At 75.6% G+C, this 19,864-nt stretch carries 21 protein-coding genes; 8 read left to right on the top strand and 13 right to left on the bottom strand.

Translation table 11 applies throughout. From position 1 onward, the window contains the following. The 6 genes from HPC71_RS08020 to mraZ form a co-directional block, all read right to left on the bottom strand. Positions 1–1,512 (bottom strand): UDP-N-acetylmuramoyl-L-alanyl-D-glutamate--2,6-diaminopimelate ligase, encoded by a 1,512-nt coding sequence (locus HPC71_RS08020; RefSeq protein WP_154615084.1) that lies wholly within the window; start codon positions 1,510–1,512, stop codon positions 1–3. Between the two features lie 25 nt (positions 1,513–1,537). Further along, the gene (locus HPC71_RS08015) at positions 1,538–3,313 is read right to left on the bottom strand and encodes a peptidoglycan D,D-transpeptidase FtsI family protein (RefSeq protein ID WP_253943950.1); all 1,776 of its coding nucleotides are present in this window, start codon (positions 3,311–3,313) and stop codon (positions 1,538–1,540) included. A gap of 72 nt (positions 3,314–3,385) precedes the next feature. Further along, positions 3,386–4,096 (bottom strand): cell division protein FtsL, encoded by a 711-nt coding sequence (gene ftsL / locus HPC71_RS08010; RefSeq protein ID WP_154615083.1) that lies wholly within the window; start codon positions 4,094–4,096, stop codon positions 3,386–3,388. Continuing rightward, on the bottom strand, positions 4,093–5,058 hold the full coding sequence (gene rsmH, locus HPC71_RS08005) for a 16S rRNA (cytosine(1402)-N(4))-methyltransferase RsmH (protein ID WP_154611971.1): 966 nt from the start codon (positions 5,056–5,058) through the stop codon (positions 4,093–4,095). Before rsmH ends, ftsL begins: the two co-directional genes overlap by 4 nt. Positions 5,059–5,064: 6 nt before the next feature. Continuing rightward, positions 5,065–5,223 carry a hypothetical protein gene (locus HPC71_RS08000; protein ID WP_154611972.1) on the bottom strand — a complete coding sequence of 53 codons (159 nt, stop codon included), beginning with the start codon at positions 5,221–5,223 and terminating at the stop codon, positions 5,065–5,067. A gap of 277 nt (positions 5,224–5,500) precedes the next feature. After that, complete coding sequence (gene mraZ, locus HPC71_RS07995; protein WP_316932047.1) at positions 5,501–5,917, bottom strand: division/cell wall cluster transcriptional repressor MraZ; 417 nt, start codon at positions 5,915–5,917, stop codon at positions 5,501–5,503. 425 nt (positions 5,918–6,342) lie between these two features. On the opposite strand from mraZ, the gene HPC71_RS07990 reads away from it, so the two are divergent. From HPC71_RS07990 to HPC71_RS07975, 4 genes are read left to right on the top strand one after another with little or no spacing between them, the layout of a single operon-like run. After that, positions 6,343–7,320 carry an AAA family ATPase gene (locus tag HPC71_RS07990; RefSeq protein ID WP_171896501.1) on the top strand — a complete coding sequence of 326 codons (978 nt, stop codon included), beginning with the start codon at positions 6,343–6,345 and terminating at the stop codon, positions 7,318–7,320. Between the two features lie 57 nt (positions 7,321–7,377). After that, entirely contained in the window at positions 7,378–8,646 is a 1,269-nt protein-coding gene (locus HPC71_RS07985) for a DUF58 domain-containing protein (RefSeq protein WP_171896499.1), read from the top strand. Beyond that, positions 8,643–11,015 (top strand): transglutaminase TgpA family protein, encoded by a 2,373-nt coding sequence (locus HPC71_RS07980; protein WP_154615082.1) that lies wholly within the window; start codon positions 8,643–8,645, stop codon positions 11,013–11,015. Before HPC71_RS07985 ends, HPC71_RS07980 begins: the two co-directional genes overlap by 4 nt. Before the next feature lie 47 nt (positions 11,016–11,062). Next, positions 11,063–11,662 (top strand): class I SAM-dependent methyltransferase, encoded by a 600-nt coding sequence (locus tag HPC71_RS07975; protein WP_154615081.1) that lies wholly within the window; start codon positions 11,063–11,065, stop codon positions 11,660–11,662. Positions 11,663–11,690: 28 nt separating this feature from the next. On the opposite strand, the gene HPC71_RS07970 is transcribed toward HPC71_RS07975, so the two are convergent. The 6 genes from HPC71_RS07970 to HPC71_RS07945 form a co-directional block, all read right to left on the bottom strand. Next, a complete protein-coding gene (locus tag HPC71_RS07970; protein ID WP_171896497.1) occupies positions 11,691–12,137 on the bottom strand; it encodes an SCO2097 family morphological protein in 447 nt (148 codons plus the stop codon). Between the two features lie 141 nt (positions 12,138–12,278). Beyond that, complete coding sequence (dinB, locus tag HPC71_RS07965; RefSeq protein WP_253943949.1) at positions 12,279–13,586, bottom strand: DNA polymerase IV; 1,308 nt, start codon at positions 13,584–13,586, stop codon at positions 12,279–12,281. Between the two features lie 36 nt (positions 13,587–13,622). Continuing rightward, positions 13,623–14,360 (bottom strand): methyltransferase domain-containing protein, encoded by a 738-nt coding sequence (locus HPC71_RS07960; protein ID WP_154611976.1) that lies wholly within the window; start codon positions 14,358–14,360, stop codon positions 13,623–13,625. A gap of 105 nt (positions 14,361–14,465) precedes the next feature. Then, positions 14,466–14,924: an SAV_6107 family HEPN domain-containing protein gene (locus HPC71_RS07955; protein WP_171896496.1), complete on the bottom strand. Its 459-nt coding sequence runs from the start codon at positions 14,922–14,924 to the stop codon at positions 14,466–14,468. Next, positions 14,921–15,193 (bottom strand): DUF6504 family protein, encoded by a 273-nt coding sequence (locus HPC71_RS07950; protein ID WP_154615080.1) that lies wholly within the window; start codon positions 15,191–15,193, stop codon positions 14,921–14,923. The genes HPC71_RS07955 and HPC71_RS07950 overlap by 4 nt, the downstream gene beginning before the upstream one ends. Positions 15,194–15,524: 331 nt before the next feature. Beyond that, positions 15,525–15,995: a hypothetical protein gene (locus tag HPC71_RS07945; protein WP_154611978.1), complete on the bottom strand. Its 471-nt coding sequence runs from the start codon at positions 15,993–15,995 to the stop codon at positions 15,525–15,527. A 100-nt stretch (positions 15,996–16,095) separates the two neighbouring features. On the opposite strand from HPC71_RS07945, the gene HPC71_RS07940 reads away from it, so the two are divergent. The 4 genes from HPC71_RS07940 to HPC71_RS07925 are packed head-to-tail and all read left to right on the top strand — an operon-like array spanning position 16,096 to position 18,879. Beyond that, on the top strand, positions 16,096–16,569 hold the full coding sequence (locus HPC71_RS07940) for a YbaK/EbsC family protein (protein ID WP_154611979.1): 474 nt from the start codon (positions 16,096–16,098) through the stop codon (positions 16,567–16,569). A 32-nt stretch (positions 16,570–16,601) separates the two neighbouring features. Beyond that, positions 16,602–16,961: an ArsC/Spx/MgsR family protein gene (locus HPC71_RS07935; RefSeq protein WP_154615079.1), complete on the top strand. Its 360-nt coding sequence runs from the start codon at positions 16,602–16,604 to the stop codon at positions 16,959–16,961. A gap of 1 nt (position 16,962) precedes the next feature. Beyond that, entirely contained in the window at positions 16,963–17,568 is a 606-nt protein-coding gene (locus tag HPC71_RS07930; protein ID WP_171896494.1) for a DUF4126 domain-containing protein, read from the top strand. Between the two features lie 9 nt (positions 17,569–17,577). Next, positions 17,578–18,879 carry a phytoene desaturase family protein gene (locus HPC71_RS07925; RefSeq protein WP_171896493.1) on the top strand — a complete coding sequence of 434 codons (1,302 nt, stop codon included), beginning with the start codon at positions 17,578–17,580 and terminating at the stop codon, positions 18,877–18,879. Positions 18,880–18,954: 75 nt separating this feature from the next. Here the strand turns inward: HPC71_RS07925 and metF are convergent, their stop codons facing one another. After that, entirely contained in the window at positions 18,955–19,845 is an 891-nt protein-coding gene (gene metF, locus HPC71_RS07920) for a methylenetetrahydrofolate reductase [NAD(P)H] (protein WP_154611981.1), read from the bottom strand. Positions 19,846–19,864 lie beyond the last annotated feature (19 nt).

Here is a 19,864-nt window from a genome sequence, read left to right as displayed (position 1 = left end):
TCACGCGCGCACCTCCAGCTCCTCGCGGACGACCTCGCGGTCGTCGAACGGGTGGACCACGCCGGCCACCTCCTGGCCGGTCTCGTGCCCCTTGCCGGCGACGAGCACCACGTCACCGGAGCCGGCCCGGCCGAGCGCCTCGCGGATCGCCGCGCGCCGGTCGCCGACCTCGACGACCTCGGCCCCGCCGGTCGCGCCGGCGAGGACGGCGGCGCGGATGGCGGCCGGGTCCTCGGTGCGGGGGTTGTCGTCGGTGACGACGAGCACGTCGGCGAGCCGGGAGGCGATCTCGCCCATGATCGGCCGCTTGCCGGGGTCGCGGTCGCCGCCGGCGCCGAGGACCACGATCAGCCGGCCCTCGGTGACCGGGCGCAGCGCGGCCACGGCCGCCTCGACGGCGTCGGGCTTGTGGGCGTAGTCGACGACCACGACGAAGTCCTGGCCGGCCTCGACGCGCTCGAGGCGGCCGGGTACCCCACCCCCGCCGGCGATGCCCGCGGCGACCCGCTCGGCCCCGAGACCGGCCTCGGCGCACGCGGCGACCGCGGCGAGGGTGTTGGCGACGTTGAAGGCGCCGGGGATGGGGCAGGCGGCCTCGACCACGAGCCCGTCGGGCCCGAGCACCCGGAAGCGCGAGCCGTGCGGGTGGAGCTCGACGTCGACGGCCCGCCAGTCGGCCTCCGCGCCCGCCGCGGAGAACGTGCGCACCGGCACGGTCGTCTCGGCGGCCAGCCGCCGCCCGTGCTCGTCGTCGACGTTGACCAGCGCGAGGCGGGCCCGCTCGGGGGTGAACAGCGAGGCCTTGGCGCGGTAGTAGTCCTCGACGTCGGCGTGGAAGTCGAGGTGGTCGCGCCCGAGGTTCAAGAAGACCGCGACGTCGAAGACGATGCCGTCGACGCGCCCCATGACCAGCGCGTGGCTGGAGACCTCCATCGCGCACGCCTCGACGCCCTGCTCGACCATCGTGGCGAACAGGCCGTGCAGGTCGGGTGCCTCCGGGGTGGTCAGGGTCGTGCGCACGTCGGCTCCGCGCACGCGGGTGCCGACCGTGCCGATGACCGCGGCCGGCACGCCCGCGGTCTCCAGCCCGCCCTCGGCGAGCCGGGTCGTGGTGGTCTTGCCCTGGGTGCCGGTGACGCCGATCATCCGCATCCGCGTCGCCGGGTCGCCGTAGACCCGGGCGGCCAGCCGCCCGAGCAGCGCCCGCGGGTCCTCCGCGACCACCAGGGGTACGTCGCCGGGCGCTCGCTCGGCGCCGGCCGGGTCGGTCAGCACCGCGGCCGCGCCGGCCTCGACCGCCGCGGCGGCGTACTCGATCCCGTGCACGCGGGCGCCCGGGAGCGCGGCGTACAGGTCGCCGGGCTCGACGCGCTGGGAGCTGAGCGAGACCCCCGTGACGACGGTCTCCTCACCTCGCTCACCGGTGCGGACGAGGTCGAGGTCGCCCACCTCGGCGACCAGGTCGGACAGGGACGTGCGCCGCGGGTGCCGCGGCCGGAGAGGGCTTGTCATGACGCAGCGAGGGTATCGCCGCGGCTCACCACTCGACCGGGAGGCGGGAGGGCTCGGCGCCCGTCGGGGGCACCCCGTAACGGCGCAGGGCGTAGCCCATGAGCTTGGCGAAGGCCGGTCCGGCGACCGAGCCGCCGCCCCCGCCGTTGCTCGGCTCCTGGACGACGACGTAGACGGTGAACCGCGGGTCGTCGGCGGGCGCGAAGCCGGCGAAGGAGACCGTGAAGCCGTCGTACCCGCCGGCCACCGCGCGCTGGGCCGTGCCGGTCTTGCCGGCCACCCGGTAGCCCGGGACGGCGGCGCCGGGGGCGACCCCCTCCTCGGGGTCGACGACCAGCTCCATCATCTTCATCGTCTGCGTCGCCGCCCGCTCGCTGACGACGCGTCGGCGGGTCGCGACCTCGGTGCCGACCTCGGTGCCGTCGCCGAGGACCGCCGTGCCCTGGATCAGGCTGGGGTCCACGCGCACGCCGCCGTTGGCGATGGTGTTGACCGCCGCGGCCATCTGCACGGCGTTGACCGAGAGCGCCTGGCCGAAGGCGATGCGGTCCTCGGTCTGGTCGGTCCACAGGGCGCCGCTGGGCAGGATGCCGGCGGACTCGCCGGGCACGCCGAGGCGGGTGTGGGAGCCGAGGCCGAAGTCGACGAGGTAGTCGCGCAGCTCGCCCTCGTCGAACTCGTCGGCGGCCAGCACGGTGCCGATGTTGGAGGACTTCGCCAGCACGCCGGCGAGGGTCAGATTGATCTCGCCGTGGTCGAACCAGTCGCCGATGGGGCTGTCCTGGCGCCGGAGCAGCGGCGGCACGGTGATCCGGGTGCGGGGGGTGACCTTGCCGGCGTCCATCAGCGCCGCCATGGTCAGCACCTTCTGGACCGAGCCGGGCTCGTAGACGTCACCGAGGGCGCGAGAGACGCGGTTGACCTTCTTGGCCCGCTCGGGCGCGTTCGCGTCGAACGTCGGGTAGTCGGCCAGCGTCAGCAGGTCGCCGGTCCGGCTGTCCATGATCACCGCGAAGGCGGACTTGGCCCCGGCGGTCCGGGTGGTCTGCGCCAGCACGCGCTGGGCGTACCACTGCATGTCGCGGTCGATCGTGGTGACCAGGTCCTTGCCGTCGACCGGGGCGACCTTGACGTTGTCGCCCAGCGGCAGCTTGTTGCCGCCGCCGACCTCGTAGCGGGCCGAGCCGTCGGTGCCGGCCAGCCAGTCGTCGAAGGCCAGCTCCAGCCCGACGAGGGGCCGGTCGCCCTCGACGGGGTCGGGGATGCCGAGCGCGCCGACCACGTTCGCGGCGACGTCGCCGGCGGGGTACTCCCGCACCGGGTCGCGCTGGGTGAAGATCCCGTCGTAGCCGAGCTCGCGGGCCTCGGAGACCACGTCCATGGCCAGCGTCGAGGGCACCTGACGCGCGATGTACTCATAGCGGCTGCCCTCCTCGCGGAGCCGCTCGAGCGTGGTGACGTACTCGACGTCGAGGCGACGGGCGAGGAAGGTCGCGATCTCCGAGGCGTCGTCGGTGGTCAGCTTCGGGTCGGCGACCACCATCAGGCCGTCGACGGAGTCCGCGAGCGGCTCGCCGTTGCGGTCGAGGATGTCGCCGCGGGCGGCGGGGAGCACGACGTTGCGCGAGCCCTCCGCGGCCGCCATCTCGGCGTAGGACCGGGGATCGAGGCCCTGGAGCTGCACCAGCCGCCCGCCGAAGATCGAGAGCACCATCGCGATGAGGACGAACCCGACCCGCAGGCGCAGGTGCGGCGAACCTCGCAGACCGCCTCGAGCGCGAACGGGGCGGGTACGGCGCACGGAGTGTCTCCCTGATCCTGCTGCTCGGTGGTCCTGCTCGGTGGTGCTGCTCGGCGGTCCTGCCAGCGGAGGTCAGCGGTTCCGCTGCTGGTTCTGCTGCTGGTTCTGGTTCTGCTGCGTCTGCTGGGAGCCCTGGGGCTGCTGGGGCTCAGCTGAGTTTCTACCCCCGTCGCGGCCCCGGTCGCCGTCACCGCGGCCCGTGTCGCCGGAGTTTCCGCGGCCGCCGTCCCCAGGAGCGCCCTCGCCACGACCCTCGTCACGGCCCTCGGGCAGCACGCCCTCCGGCGGCGCCTCGACCTCGACGACGTTCGGCGACGGGGCGAGCACGGCCGGGAGGGCGGGCGGCGCGGGGTTGATCGGCAGGCTGGCCTCGGGCCCGGCCGGCGCCGTCGCCCCGCGCACCTCGCCGGTGTCGAGGTCGAGGAACGTCGGGGCGGTCGGCACGACCATCCCGAGCCGGGTCGCCCGGGTCGCGATGTTCTGCGGGTCGCGCAGCCGCTCGATCTCCATGGTGAGGGTCTGCTCGCGGGCCGCGAGGTTGGCGGCCTGCTTCTCCAGGGCGGTGGCCGCGAACGACGCCTGCTGCATCTGGGTGTTGAACAGCAGCAGCCCGACGACGCCGCCGAGCAGCAGCACCGTCACCAGCGTCACGAACGGGACCCGCGTGGTGCGCACCCGCGTGCTCGGGACGACGGTCAGCCGGGCGCGCTCGACCGCGGCCTCGGCCAGCCGCGGGACGCGGTGGCGGAGCTGGGCCGCGGCGCTGCTCGAGGTGGTGCTCATGAGGCTGCTCCCTGGGATGCGCGAAGCCGTTCGATGGCACGCAGGCGGACCGAGGCCGCTCGCGGGTTCTGGGCGATCTCCTGCTCGTCGGCCTGCTCCGCACCGCGGGTGACCAGGCGCAGCGCCGGCTCGCTCCCCTCGGGCACGAAGGGCAGGTCGAGCGGGACGGTGGACCGGGTCGCGGCGGTGAAGGCCTGCTTGACCAGCCGGTCCTCCAGCGAGTGGTAGGACTCCACGACCACGCGGCCGCCGACCCCGATGGCGTCGATGGCCGCCGGGATCGCGCGGCGCAGCACGGCCAGCTCGTCGTTGACCTCCATGCGCAGCGCCTGGAAGGTCCGCTTCGCCGGGTGCCCGCCGGTACGGCGCGCCGGTGCTGGGATCTCGGCGTACAGCAGCTCGACCAGGGGGCCGGAGGTGGTGAACGGCTCGGACTCACGGCGGCGGACGATGGCGTGGGCGATCTTCTTGGCGAACTTCTCCTCGCCGTAGTCGCGCAGCACCCGGGTCAGCTCGCCGGCGGAGTAGGTGTTGAGCACGTCGGCCGCGGTGGGGCCGGTCGTGCCGTCCATCCGCATGTCGAGCGGGGCGTCCTCGGCGTAGGCGAAGCCGCGCTCGCGCACGTCGAGCTGCATCGAGGAGACGCCGAGGTCGAAGAGGACCGCGTCGACCGAGGCGAGGCCGAGGTCGTCGAGGACGTCGGGCAGCTCGTCGTAGACCGCGTGCACGCCGGTGAACCGGTCGCCGTACGCCGCCAGCCGCTCGCCGGCGCGGCGCAGCGCCTCGGTGTCCCGGTCGATGCCGATGACCCGGGCGGTGCCGATCCGCTCCAGGACGGCCTCGGTGTGCCCGCCGAGGCCGAGGGTGCAGTCCACCAGGACGGCGCCGTCGTGCTCGAGCGCGGGCTGCAGCAGGGCGACGACCCGGTCGAGCAGCACCGGTACGTGACGGGGCGCGCTCATCGCGGGTCAGCCCCCGAGCCGGGTGAGCAGGAGGAAGGTGGCGGCCAGCCCGATCGAGCTGAGCGCGGAGAAGGCCATCAGGGCGGCGGCCTCGCGGGCCTGGTGCCGCACGCGCGGAGCGGCACCGTCGCTCGTCCTCGCGGACGTCACGTGCGTGGTGCTCATCGGTTCGACCCCTGCTGTCGGTGGTGCCGGGTGGTGCGTGGTGGTGCCCGTGGGTGGGGCGAGGTGGGGCGGTGGTGCGGTGGTGCGTGGTGGTGCGTGCACGGGGTGCTGCGGCGCCGCAGGGCCAGGTCTCCTGCCCGCTCCCCCCTGTGGGGGAAGGCCGCCACCTGGCACCGGGGAAGGTGCGCCAGCTGGCAGGGAGAGCGGGCCAGAGACCTGGCCCTGCGGATCCGTTGTTCGGTTCTGTCTGTGGAGCTCGGTGCTGCCGTGTGGCTGGTCAGTCCTCGCCGGCCTCGTCGAGCTCGGCGAACTTGCGCTGGGCCTCGGTGGAGAAGGCCTCCCAGCGAGCCGGGTCCCAGATCTCGATCCGGTCCATCACGCCGATGACGACCACGTCCTTCTCCAGCGACGCGTAGTCGCGGAGGTTGGCGGGGATCGAGATGCGGCCCTGCTTGTCCAGCGACCCCTCGTCCGCGCCGGCGAAGAGCACGCGGGCGTACTCACGGGCGGACTTGTTGGTCATCGGCGTCGCCCGGGCCCGTTGTGCCTCCTGCATGAAGACGTCGCTCGGCCACACGACCAGGCAGTTCTCCTGACCCTGCGTCACCACGAGCCCCTCTGCGAGTCGGTCCCGGAACTTCGCCGGGAGGAACAGCCGCCCCTTCTCGTCGAGCCGGGGGGTGTAGGTGCCCATGAAGAACATCGGGCACCTCCGTCGGGCAGTTCCTCCACTTCGCACCACTTTAACCCACTTCTCCCCACCGTCAACCACAACGAGCGTGTTGCGCGGGGGTTTCGGGCGGTCGCGCCCGGGCCGCGCTCGGCGGTGGCGTCGCGCCGGACGCCCGGCGCGGCCGCCCCGGGCGGCGGCATCCGCGCAGGTCAGAGCGGGTTCTCGCGCCTCCCGACCCGTGGAGTCCCGCCCGGTGGGGCGTGGGTGGGGCGCGGAGGTGGGGCGGAGTGGGGCGTGGGGTGGGGCGTGGGGGGACGACCGGGCCGTCCCCGCTCCCCCACCGCGCTCCACCCGGGTCCACCGGTCACCCGGCCGGGGTGGAAGGGCGCCCGTGTTGCCGCCACCACTTACGGTGGTGCCAGGGTGGACGGAACGAAAGGGTCGACGTGAGTGCTCCGACAGCGGGAGGTGCTGACCTCGAGACGCTCGCGCGCGTGGTCGCGCGGATCCGGTCCAACGTGGAGCGGGTGATCGAGGGGAAGCCCGACGTCGTGTCGGCCTCCCTCGTCGTGCTGCTCGCCGAGGGTCACCTCCTCATCGAGGACGTCCCCGGCGTCGGCAAGACCATGCTGAGCAAGGCGCTGGCCCGCAGCATCGACTCCACGGTCCGACGCATCCAGTTCACCCCGGACCTGCTCCCCTCCGACGTCACCGGGGTCTCGGTCTTCAACCAGGACACCCGCGAGTTCGAGTTCCGGCCGGGCGGGATCTTCGCCAACATCGTGGTCGGCGACGAGATCAACCGCGCCTCCCCCAAGACCCAGTCCGCGCTCCTGGAGTGCATGGAGGAGCGCCAGGTCACCGTCGACGGAACGACCTACCAGCTCGACACCCCGTTCATGGTCATCGCGACCCAGAACCCGATCGAGATGGAAGGGACCTACGCCCTCCCCGAGGCCCAGCGCGACCGGTTCATGGCGCGCGTCTCGGTCGGCTACCCCGTCGAGGCGGCCGAGATCGCGATGATCGGCACCCACGCCGGCGCGAGCCCGCTCGACGACCTCGAGCCGGTCACCGACGCCGCGGAGATCCGCAAGCTCACCGCGATCGTGGGCCAGGTCTACGTCTCCGACGCGGTGCAGCGCTACGTCGTCGCGCTCACCGGCGCGACGCGGCGCACCGACGACCTCACCCTCGGCGCCTCCCCCCGCGCGACGCTGCACCTGGTCCGCGCCGCCAAGGCGTACGCCGCCATGGACGGCCGCGACTACGTCCTGCCCGACGACGTGCTCGCCCTGGCCCGCCCCGTCCTCGCCCACCGGCTGCTGCTGAGCGTGGAGGCCGCGATGAGCGGGCGGACGAGCTCGGCCGTCCTCGACGGCGTCCTCGCCTCCGTTCCGGTCCCCGACGGGCACCGCTCGTGACCGTGCCCACGACCGTGCCCGCCCGCACCGCCCGCCCCGCTCGCGGCGGGACGGGTCGTGCGTGAGGCGCTCGCGGCGCTGACCGTCCGCGGACGGGCCTTCGTCGCGGCCGGCGTGACCGCGGTCGTCTGCGCGATCGTGCTCGGCCAGCCGGCGCTGACCCGGGTCGGGGTCCTCGTGCTGGCGCTGCCGGTGGTGACCGCCGCCGTGCTCGCCCGCAGCCGCTACCGGCTCGCGCTGGTCCGCACCGTCGCCCCGCAGGTCGTCAGCGCGGGCCAGTCCGCGCGGGTGAACCTCACCCTCACCAACGAGGGCCGCACGCCCAGCGGCGTGCTGCTGCTGGAGGACCAGGTCCCCTACGTGCTCGGGTCCCGGCCGCGGTTCGTCCTCGAGGGCATCGCCCACGGGTGGCGCCGCCACGCGTCGTACCAGGTCCGCTCCGACGTGCGGGGCCGCTTCGAGCTCGGGCCGATGTCGGTGCGGGTCGCCGACCCGTTCGGCCTCGTCGAGCTCGGCCGCTCCTTCCGCACGACTGCGACGCTGACCGTCACCCCGCGCACCGTCGCCCTCCCCTCCATCCCGCTGGGGGGCGGCTGGACCGGCGCCGGCGACAACCGCCCGCGCGCCTTCGCGACCGGCTCGGCCGAGGACGTGGCCGTGCGCGAGTACCGCCGCGGCGACGACCTGCGCCGGGTGCACTGGCGCAGCTCGGCGCGCACCGGCGAGCTGATGGTGCGCCGCGAGGAGCAGCCCTGGCAGTCCCGGGCGACGCTGTTCATCGACAACCGCGCCTCCGCACACCGCGGCCACGGTGTCGCCTCCTCGCTGGAGGCCGCCGTCTCCGCCGCTGCCTCGGTCGCGGTGCACCTGACCCGGCGCGGCTTCGCCGTCCGTCTGGTCACCGCCGCCGGCGAGGACGTCGGCGCCGCGTGGCACCAGCGGGAGGCCGGCGTGGGCGCGGGCCCGTTGCTCGAGGCGCTCGCCGTGCTCCAGCCGGTGACCTCCCCCCGGCTCGACGGCTCCTGGCTCGGCGAGCACGGCCACGGCGGGCTCACCGTCGCGGTGCTCGGCGCCGTGGAGGCGCTCGACGTGCCGGTGCTGCGCCGGATGCGCCACCACGCGGGCTCCGGCCTCGCCGTCGCGCTCGACGTCGACGCCTGGGTCGACGTCGACGGCACGCCCGGCGGCGCCGTCCCGGTGCTCGCCCAGCAGGGCTGGCGCGCCACGACCCTCCAGCCGGGCGACCGGCTCGACTCGGCCTGGCAGGAGCTCGGCTCCGCCGTCGGCCGCTCGTCCCGGCCCCGCGGCGCGGAGGTCGCCCGGTGACGAGCCGCCGCGCGAACCTGCGCACCACCCTCGCGGTCTCCGCGGCCGCCGCCGCGACGACCTGGGTCGCCATGCTCTCCTGGCGCCCCTTCACCGAGCTCCCGGGCCGCTACCTCGGGCCGCTGCTGCTCATCGGCGTCGTCGTCGTGGGCACGGGCGCGCTGGCTCGCTGGGCCCGGCTGCCCGGCGGGGTCGTCGTGCTCGCCCAGCTGCTCACCGGCGGCGTCGCCACCTGCCTCGCCCTGACCGGCTATCCGCTGCCGGTCGGGCCCGGGCGGGTGGAGCTGGAGGCGGTGCTCCGCGCTGCGGTCGACAGCGCCAACCAGTTCGCCCCGCCCGTGCCCGCCTCGGCGCCCGGCGTGCACCCGCTGCTGGTGGCCGGCGGCCTCGGCTGCTTCCTGCTCGTCGACGTGCTGGTCTCCACCCTGCGCCGGGTCTCGCTGGCGGGCCTGCCGCTGCTGACGATCTACAGCGTCCCGGTGAGCCTGGTCGGCGGCGGGCTCGCGTGGTGGGTCTTCGCGCTGACCGCCGGCGGGTTCCTGCTGGTGCTCTACCTCCACGAGGGCGACCGGGTCACCCGGTGGGGCCGGACGGTCGAGGACGACCCCTCGGCCTTCGACGTCCGCACCGGACGGGTGCGGGGCACCGCCCTGGCCATCGGCGCCATCGCGGTGGCGCTCGCCGTCGCCGTGCCGACGGCGGTGCCGACCCTCGACGTCCGGCTCGTCGACTTCGGGGCCGGCCCCGGCGGCGACGACGACATCGAGCTGACCAACCCGCTGGCCAACCTCAAGCAGGACCTGGTCCGCGGCCCGGACGACCCGGTGCTGCGGTTCACCACCGACGACCCCGACCCGTCGTACCTCCGCACCACCGCGCTGACCTGGTTCAACGGCGACACCTGGAGCGCCGGCGACCGCGCGGTGCCCACGAAGAACCTCGCGGCCGGCGACCTGCCGCCGCTGCTGGGGGTCGAGTCGGGCCTGAACCGCACCTCCTACGACTACCGGGTCAACGTCTACGACAACTTCGAGTCCACCTGGTTGCCGGCGTGGACGACCAGCACCGCCGTCGAGGCGCCCGGTGACTGGCGCTACGACGTCCAGACCCGCGACTTCCTCGCCGCCGACGACGACCTCAGCACCCGCGGGCTGCAGTACCGGATGTCCGCGGTCCGGCTGGAGTACGACGCCGCGGACATGGCCCGCGCCCCGTCGTCCGGCGGCCTGGTGCCCGCCGCCTACACCGAGCTGCCCGACGGCATCCCGAGCGAGGTGCGCAACCTGGCCCTCCAGGTGACCCGTGAGGCGCCGACCCGCTACGAGAAGGCCGTCGCGCTGCAGCGGTGGTTCCGCGAGACCGGCGGGTTCGAGTACACCACCGAGGGCGTCGACGGCAACGACATCCAGGACCTCGTCTCGTTCCTGCGGCCGGACGGTCGCCGGGGCTACTGCGAGCAGTACGCCGCCTCGATGGCGATCCTGGCGCGGATGCTCGACATCCCCGCGCGGGTCGCGATCGGCTTCCTGCGCCCCTCCCGGATCGGCACCAACACCTGGGAGTACAGCGCCCACGACCTGCACGCCTGGCCCGAGCTGTTCTTCCCCGGCAGCGGGTGGGTGCGCTTCGAGCCGACGCCGGCCGCCCGCGCGCGCAGCGTGCCGCAGTGGACCCGCCAGAACGTCCCCGCCCCCGACCCGGCCGCCACGGACCGGAGCGACACCGCCGCGCCGGACACCCCGGACCGTGTCGACGGCCAGCCCACGGCGCCCGTGGAGGAGGAGCAGGCGGATGACGCGGCGGCCGCCGGCGACGGCCGCGCCCGGCTCCTGCCGCTGCTCGGCGGGCTGCTCGGCGCGGGCGTCCTCGGCGGGCTGCTCCTACTCCCCCGCCTGGTGCGGGCCCGGCGTCGTACGCATCGGGTCTCCGCCGGCCCCGAGACCGTCTGGGCCGAGCTGCGCGACACCTGCGTCGACCTCGGCCTGCCCTGGCCCGCGGCACGCTCCCCGCGGCAGACCCGCGACTGGCTGGTCCAGCAGTTCGGGGCACCACCCTCGGACGAGCTCGCCGGCGGGCAGCCCGCCCGCGGGCCCGACCTCGCCCCCGACGCGGTGCTCGCCCTCGACCGGATCGTCGCGGCCCTGGAGCTGCGGCGCTACTCCGAGCGCGGGCAGGGCACCACCCCGACCTTCCGCGCGGAGGTCGAGACGGTCAGCGAGGCGCTCCACGCCGGCGCCGCACGCGGCGCCCGGCGGCTCGCGACCTGGTGGCCGCGGTCGGTGCTCACCCGCCCGGCCGGTCCCGTCGTCCCGCGCACCTCCGAGCCGAGCGAGACGCGGTACGGCAGCGTGGTCGACCACGTCGGCTGACCCGTCGCCCGCTCGTGAGGAGCGCTGGGTCCCGTACCGTCCCCTGCATGGGGACTGCCGACCAGATCGCCTCGTGGGACGCCGAGGCCGACGGGTTCGACGAGCCGGCCGACCACGGCCTGACCGACCCGGCCGTCCGGCGCGCGTGGCGTGACCTCCTCCTGGGCGTCCTCCCCCGGCCCCCGGCGCGCATCGCGGACCTGGGCTGCGGGACCGGCACGCTGTCGGTCCTGCTCGCCGGGTGCGGGTTCGAGGTCGACGGCCTGGACTTCTCGCCCCGGATGATCGAGCTGGCCGAGCGCAAGGCGGACGGGGTCGACGGGGTGCGGTTCACCCGGGGGGACGCGTCCGACCCGCCGCTCCCGGAGGCGGCGTACGACGTCGTCCTCTGCCGTCACGTCCTGTGGGCGATGCCCGACCCGGCCGAGACCCTGACGCGGTGGCTCCGGCTGTTGACGCCGGCAGGTCGTCTCGTGCTCGTCGAGGGGAGCTGGTCGACCGGCGCCGGCCTGTCCGCCGAGGAGACCGTCCGGCTGGTCGAGGGAACGGGGCGGTCCGCCTCCCTGACCCGTCTCACCGAGCCGGCGTACTGGGGTCGGAGCATCGACGACGACCGCTACCTCGTTGCGAGCGCTGCCGACGGCTAGAGGCTCGTCGACGCTCGCGGGGGCTCGCTCAGAAGCCGCCGTTCTGGTCGCGGCGGCGGCGCCAGCGCTCCTCCATCCGCTCCATGAACGGAGCGGAGGAGCGGCGGTTGCGACGGCTGCGGCCCCGGCGGCCACCGTCGATGACGGTGAAGCCGCTGGAGGGGTGGGCGGCCTGACGGGGGTCGGCCGGCGCCGCGGCGGCCGCGGCCTGGCCGCGCATCGCGGTGAGGCCGACGGTGGCCGAGCCGAGCATGACGAGGAATCCGGCCACCCCGACGACCGCGAGCTGGGTGACCGCACCGGTCATCAGCAGCGCGACACCGACCACGAAACAGGCGCCGGCGATCATCGCGCGGCGCCGCGCCGAGCGTCGCAACGACGTCCCGCGCAGGGTGGAGGCGAACTTCGGATCCTCCTCCGAGAGCGCGCGCTCCATCTGCTCGAGCAGTCGCAGCTCCTCTTCGGAGAGTGGCACGGTTCCTCCACTGGTCGTACGAGCGGTAGACGTCCCATGCGGGTCGTAGAGCAAGTCTAGGCAGGCGTTCTGGAACGCGGTAGCCGCGTGGGTGAAATTGGTCTCCGCGCCTGTGTCCGGCCCGCGGCGGGACCGGCCGCGTCAGCCGGCGTCGGCCTCCGGCCGCCCCTCGGACCGGCCCTCGGACCGGCCGGTGGCGCCGGGGAGCAACGCGGCCGGACGGACGGCCCCGGCGCCGAACCTGGAGGTCGCCCGGTCCATCGCGCGGTCGGCGTCGGACCAGCCGTGCTCCCGCTCGCCGAGGACGCGCTGGCGGTGCACGCGGGCGCTCGGCACCAGCCCCTCGACCCGCACCCCGACGAGCCGCAGCGCGTCCCGGCGGCCCGGCCGGCCGCGCTGCTCGCGCCGCAGCGTGTCGAGAAGCACCGTGGCGGCGGCGTACACCTCCTGGGTGACGTCGGTCGGCTCGGGCAGGGCACGCGAGCGGGTGAGCGTGGTGAAGTCGGCGTAGCGGGCGGTCAGCACGACCGTCCGGCCGGCCACCCCGCCGGCGCGGAGCCGCCGGGTGACCTTGGCGGCGAGCCCGAGCACCTCGCGCAGGATCTCCTCGCGGTCGGTGAGGTCGTGGGCGAAGGTCCGCTGCGCACCCATCGACCGGTCGGGCTCCTGCGGCCCGCGGCGCTCGTGGAGCTCGGACCGGTCCCGCCCCCAGGCCAGCACCTGCAGCTGGGAGGCGGTGCCCGGGCCGACCGCGGCGCGCAGCTCCTCCAGCGGCGCGTGGGCCAGCTGGCGGACCGTCCGGAGGCCCGCCCGCCGCAGCCGGGTGGCGGTCGCCGTGCCGACGCCGTACAGCTCCTCGACGTCGAGGGCGTGCAGGAACGCCACCACCTCCTCTGGCGGGACGACCACGACGCCGTCGGGCTTGGCGTGCCGGCTGGCGATCTTGGCCACCGACACCGTCGGCGCGACCCCGGCCGAGCAGGTGATGCCCTGCTCGTCGTGGACCGTCGCCCGCACCAGCTCGGCGATGGCGTACGGCGACCCGAGCCGCCGGGTCGCGCCGCGGACGTCGAGGAACGCCTCGTCCAGCGAGGCCATCTCCACCAGCGGGGTGATCCGGCGGAAGATGTCGCGCACCGCCGAGGAGACCGCCGAGAACGCCGCGTGGTCCCCGGGCACCGAGATCAGCTGCGGGCACAGCCTGCGCGCGCGCAGGCCGGACATCCCACCGCGCACGCCGTAGGCGCGGGCCGCGTAGTTCGCTGAGAGCACCACCCCGCGGTGCCCACCGCCCACCGCGACCGGGACGTCGTGCAGCTCGGGCCGGTCCCGCAGGGCGACGGAGGCGAAGAACGCATCCATGTCGACGTGCAGGATCGGGCACTGCCAGGAGCGGTCCGCGGCGTCGTGCGGGCCGGGGGCCGCCACCCGCGCCGGGCCGCCGCTCACGGGGCGCGGAGGCAGGCCCCGGCCGCGGCCCCGAGGTCAGTGCGCGAGCAGGTGCAGCTGCGTCGCGAGCGGGAGGTACTCGGGGCGGTCGGCCACCGCGCGCTCGAGCTCGACCAGCGCCGCGGCGGCGCCGGGCTCGGAGTCGAGCAGCGAACCGGGCACGAGGTCGGCGAAGACGCGGACGGCGTGGACGGTGTCGACCTCGAAGCCGGCCGCGGCGAGCAGGTCGCCGATCTCGGAGCGGGTGAACCGGCGGCCGGACCGACCGGGCTGCGCCGCACCCGCGGACTCCTCCAGCAGCGCGAGCGCCTGCTGGAAGTGCCCGGCCATCGCCCGGGCGACGACGGCCGCGTGGCGCTGGGCGACGAGCAGGCTGAGCGTGCCCCCGGGCCGGAGCACCGCGCGGAGCGCGCCGAGCGCCGCCGAGGGGTCGGCGACGACCTCGAGCACGCCGTGGCAGAGCACGACGTCGGCCGCGTCCGCGCCGACGACGTCGGCGAGGGTCGAGAGGTCGCCCTGGTGCGAGGCGACCTGGACGCCGACCTCGCGCGCCCGCCGGTCGAGCGCGGCGAGCGCGTCCGGGCTGGGGTCGACCACGGTGACCCGGTGGCCGAGCTCGGCGACCCGGACCGCAAAGCCGCCCGTGCCGCCGCCGATGTCGAGCACGTCGAGCGGGCCCTCGCCGAGGACCGGCCCGAGACCTCCCCACACGACGGCGGTGCGGGCCGCGCCACGCCGCTCGCTGGGTCGGTCGGGCCGCTCGGTGACAGGCATGGCGCCCAGCCTAGGGCGTGCCCCCGGGCCTCCCGCGGCACCCGACCGTCCCGACGGGCCGGGACGGCAGCTGCCCTCATCTGGCCGGCCGTCATCGGGCCGGCCTCATCCGACGCGGCGAACGACGTGCACCCGGACGGGGACGTGCGGCACCAGGCCGAGGGCCTGCTCGACGACGGCGAGGAACCGGTCGGCGTCCCGCACCAGGTCGTCGGCCTCCCGCTCGGTGACCGCGCGGCGCGACCCCGCCTCGGCCGCGGCGCGCTTGCCCGCACCGGCGGCGAAGAACCGGGCCCACTCCTCGAGCTCGGGGGCCACCTCCACCAGGAGCACCCACGCGTTCTTCTGCGGGCGACGGCGCACCGGGGCGGGCCGGGCGCGAGCGGCGAGCAGGGCGGCCGCGGCGCGCAGCGCGGCCACGTGGGCGTGCGCGTAGCGCTCGGTCACCTCCGTCGCGGCGATCGCCTCGCTCAGCGACTCCGCCGACCGGGCGAGGTAGGCGTGGGTCGTCGCCGGCAGCGCGTAGGGGCTCGGCTGCTCCCCCGGGCCGGGCACGCGGCTCACTCCCCCACCCCCGAGCCCGCGCCGAGCAGCTGCCACCGGCCGACACGGAGGTCGTGGGCCAGCTCGAAGACGTCGGCGGGCCGGCCGCCCTGGTCCAGGCGCCCGCGCCCGGCGGCGACCCGCCACAGCTCGCGCCGGGGCAGCTCCTGGCTGCGCCGCTCGAGCACCTCCTTGACCTTCCACAGTCGCCCGCGCCACAGGAACTGGGCGGGGCCCTCCTGCCCGCCCGTGCCCGTCCGCACCTCGACGGGGTCGTCGTACCGCACCATGCTCGCCTCGCTCCTCGGGCCTGCGCCCGGCTCCGTCGACCCCTCCGACCCCGGTCTTCGCGACCCGGCGGGGACGGGGGTCGAGGTCGCCCCGCCGGGGTTGTTCGAACAAAGGTTCGAACGAGACGAAGGTACACCGAGGCACCGACAGGACGTCAAGACCTGCCGGGAGGGGCGGCGCGGACCGGGAGGGGCAGCGCGGACCGGGAGGGGCAGCGAGGACCGGGAGGGGCAGCGCGGACCGGGAGGGGCAGCGAGGACCGGGAGGGGCAGCGAGGAGCCGACGGCTCAGGCGGCCCGGCTCAGGGAGACGGCGCTCAGGAGGCTGGGGTCAGGAGGCGGAGGTGTCGCGCCCGCGCACGTACGCGTTGGTGGCCGGGCTCCACAGGAGCACGAGGATCGCGACGTCGACGACCAGGGAGACGACGGCGGCCACCACGAAGGGTGCCGGCGGGTCGGTGCGCAGGCCGGCGACCGTGGCGAGCGCGGCCATCACGACGGTGGCGGCCAGCGACTGGCGCGCCCAGCCGGTCCCGACGAGGAAGAACGGGATGAGCGTGGCGACCAGGCAGACGAAGACGATGAGCAGCACGACGGCGACGGGGACGAACGCCGGCTGCTGGATGTCCGCCGCGACCGGGTGCCCGGCCGACCAGGAGTCGAGGAGCTCGTCGCGCAGCAGCACCCCGAGGACCGTCGTCAGCACGGCAAGCCCGACCAGGACCCAGAGCAGGCGGACCGCGCGCCGCACGGCCACCGGCCGGTCCGTCGTCGCAGAGGCCGTCGTGTTCTGGGGCGTCATGGGGCTCCTCGGGCGGATGTGGTCGGTCGGCGCGCGCGACCGGCGGACGGTCGACGTACGTCGCCGCGCGGCCGTCGGAGCGGTGCCCTAGGGTCGCGCCATGACGACCGAGCACCCCTCGATCACGCGCTTCCGCGAGGAGCACGCACGACGTGGCGGCACGGGCGACGTGGTCATTCTGCCCGACGCCGTGCACACGGCGGCACTCGCCGCCGAGGCGCTGGGCTGCGAGGTGGGCGCGATCGCCAACAGCCTGCTCTTCGAGGCCGACGGCGCCCCCGTCCTCGTGCTGACCTCCGGCGCCCACCGCGTCGACACCGCGAAGGTCGCCGCCGAGATCGGCGTGGCCCGCCTGGGGCGCGCGAGCGCGGAGCTGGTCCGCGAGGCGACCGGCCAGGTCATCGGCGGCGTCTCCCCGATCGGGCACCCGGCCCCGGTCCCGACCTACCTCGACCGCTGGCTCGCGCGGCACCCGGTCGTCTGGGCCGCCGCCGGCCACCCGGCGGCGGTGTTCTCGACGACGTACGACGAGCTCCTCGCGCTGACCGGCGCCACCGAGCTCGACGTGGAGTGATGGTGGAGTGATGGTGGAGTGAGGCGACCGCGATGAGCATCGAGATCTGGCTGAACCCGGCGTGCAGCAAGTGCCGCACCGCCGTCGCCGAGCTGGAGGCCGCGGGGACCGACTACACGGTGCGCCGCTACCTCGACGACCCGCCGACGGCCGAGGAGCTCCGCGACGTCGTCGCACGCCTGGGCCTGGAGCCCTGGGACGTCGCCCGGGCCACGGAGGCCCGCGAGGCCGGCATCGACCTGCCGCGCGAGCCGGGCGCCCGCGAGGACTGGCTCGCCGCGCTGGCCGCCCACCCGCGGGCGATCCAGCGCCCGATCCTGACCGCCTCGGACGGCACCACGGTCATCGGCCGCGACGCCGACGCCCTGGGCCGCGTGATCAGCCGGGGCTGACGTGGAGTCCCTCGCGCTCGCCTTCTCCAGCGGCTGGGCCAGCGGCGTCAACGCCTACCTGGTCGTGCTGGTCCTCGGCATCGCCGACCGCGTGGGCGGGCTGGCGCAGGTCCCGGACGCGCTGGGCCGCTGGGACGTGCTCGGGGTCGCGGCGCTGCTCTACTCGATGGAGTTCGTCGCCGACAAGGTGCCCTACCTCGACTCGACCTGGGACGCGATCTCCACCGCGATCCGCCCGACGGTCGGCGCGGTGATCGGCATCCTGCTCTCCGGCGACGCGCGCACCCTCGACCAGGCGGTGCTCGGCACGGTGGGCGGCGGCACCGCCCTGCTCTCCCACCTGACCAAGGCCGGCGGCCGGCTCGCGATCAACTCCTCACCGGAGCCGGTGAGCAACGTGCTGGCGAGCATCACCGAGGACGTGGCCGTGCTCGCGGTCGTCTGGTTCGCCATCGAGCACCCCCGCGCCGCCGCCGCGATCTCCGCCGTCCTGCTGGCCGGCGGCCTGGTCGTGCTCTACCTGGTCGCCCGGCTGGTCCGGCGCGGGTGGCGCCGCTGGGCCTCCCGGTCGGGCCCGCCCGCCGACGGCGTCGGCGCGGCCCCCTAGGGTCGACCCGTGGCACGCGTGGTGGTCGTCGGAGGCGGGTTCGCCGGGCTGGCGGCCGCGGCCCGGCTGGCCAAGCTCGGCCACGAGGTCACCCTCCTCGAGCGGTCCGCGACGCTCGGCGGCGCGCTGGGGCGGGTCGAGGCCGACGGGTTCACCTGGGACGCCGGGCCGAGCTGGACAACCCTGCCGGCGGTCGTGCGCGACCTGTTCCGCAAGAGCGGGCGCCCGGTGGAGCGCGAGCTGGACCTGGTGCCGCTCGACGTCGTGCGCGAGCACCGGTTCGCCGACGGCACGTCGGTCCGCGTGCCGCCCTCGCGCGCCGGCCAGGTCGCCGCCTTCGACGCGCTGGGCCCCGGCCTCGGGCAGCGGTGGGCCGAGCACGTGGCGTCGTACACCGAGGTGTGGGAGACGCTGCGGCGGGAGTACCTCGAGGTGCCCTGGGACCCCGCCGCCCCCTCCCGCGAGCTGGCCGCGCTGCTGGACTCCCGGCAGACCATGCACCGGCTCCTGCGCCGCCGGTTCAAGGACGAGCGGCTCGCCCTGGTCGCCGGGCACCCCGCCGTCGCCGAGGGCCACGACCTGCGCAACGTGCCCGCCTGGGCCGGCGTGACGGCGTACGTCGAGCAGCGCTTCGGCGCCTGGACCGTCGAGGGCGGCATGGCCCGGCTGGCCGACGCACTGACCGCCCGCCTGGCCACCCGAGGCGTCACCGTCCGCACCGGCACGACGGTGCGCGACCTCGTCGTGCGCGGGGGCCGCGTCGTCGCCGTCGACCTGGGCGCCGGCGAGACGCTGGACGCCGACGTCGTGGTGGTCGCGGTCGACCCGCGCCTGCTCCCGACCCTCGCGCCGCTGGTCGCGCGGACCATGCCGGCGATCCCGCCGGTCGTCGCCCACCTCGGCCTCGAGGGCGAGGTGCCCGACCTTCCCCACGAGCTCGTCCTCCACGGCGACCCGCTGCTGGTCGTGCGCACCGGCGGCGGTGCGCCCGAGGGCTCGTCGGCCTGGACCGTCCACGGCCGCGGCAAGCTGGCCGAGGACCTGCTGCGCGCGCTCGCCCGCCACCGCATCGACGTGCGCGCCAACGTCGTCACCCGCCTGGACCGGACACCGCGGGACCTGGTCGAGCGCTGGGGCGGCTCCCCGCTCGGCGTGGTCTGGCAGGGCCGGTCCACCGTCCGGCGGCGGCTCGGCCCGACGACCCCGGTCGCCGGGGTGTACGCCGCCGGGGCGCACGCGACCCCGGGCGCGGGCCTGCCCTATGTCGGGCTCTCGGCCGCGCTGGTCGCCCAGGCCATCGGCCCGGCCTGAGCCGACCCACCGGGCCGATCACCGGGCCGACTCACCGCGCCGACCCACGGGGCCGCCCCACCGGGCCGGCGGGGGTCAGCTGGAGACGTTGAGCCGGTCGAAGATCTCGAGCGTGGCCCGCGACCGGTTGAGCGTGTAGAAGTGCAGCCCCGGGGCGCCGCCGGCGAGCAGCTCCTCGCACAGCTCGGCCGCGACCGCGATGCCCTCGGCGCGCACCCGGACGGGGTCGCCGGTGTGGGCGGCGATCCGGGAGACGATCTCCTGGGGCACGTCGGCGCCGATGAGCTCGCCCTGGCGGCGGATCGCGGCGAGGTTCAGGATCGGCATGATGCCGGGGAGGATCGGCATGTCGACGCCCCGGTCGCGGACCCGCTCGACCAGCCCGAAGTAGTCCGCGGCGCGGAAGAACATCTGGGTGACCGCGAACTCCGCGCCCGCGCGGGCCTTGGCGACCAGCACGTCGGCGTCGTGGTCGAGCGACTCGGCCGTGGGGTGGCCCTCGGGGAACGCGGCCACGCCGACGCGGAAGTCACCGCGCGAGCGGACCAGCTCGACCAGCTCGGTGGCGTAGGTCAGCCCGCCCTCGGTCGGGGTCCACGCGGCGCGCGGCCCGTCGGCGGGGTCGCCGCGCAACGCCATCACGTGGTGCACGCCGGCCTCGCGGTAGGAGTCGAGGATGCGCTCGAGCTCCTCGCGGGTGTGCCCCACGCAGGTCAGGTGCGCCATCGGGATCAACGAGGTGTCGCGGGCGATCCGGCCGGTGATCCGCACGGTCGAGTCGCGGGTGGAGCCGCCGGCGCCGTACGTCACGGACACGAAGGTCGGCCGGTAGGGCTCCAGGGCGCGGATCGCGTCCCACAGCTGCTGCTCCCCGGCCTCGTCCTTGGGCGGGAAGAACTCGAAGGAGAAGGACTTGCCACCCTCGCGGATCATCTCCGCGAGCGAGCGCCCCGGTCCGGTCACCATGGCCGAAGCGTACGTTCGG

The organism is Nocardioides marmotae (assembly GCF_013177455.1).
In the GTDB taxonomy this organism is placed as follows: Bacteria; Actinomycetota; Actinomycetes; order Propionibacteriales; family Nocardioidaceae; genus Nocardioides; species Nocardioides marmotae.
This window is presented reverse-complemented; position numbering and strand designations above follow the sequence as displayed.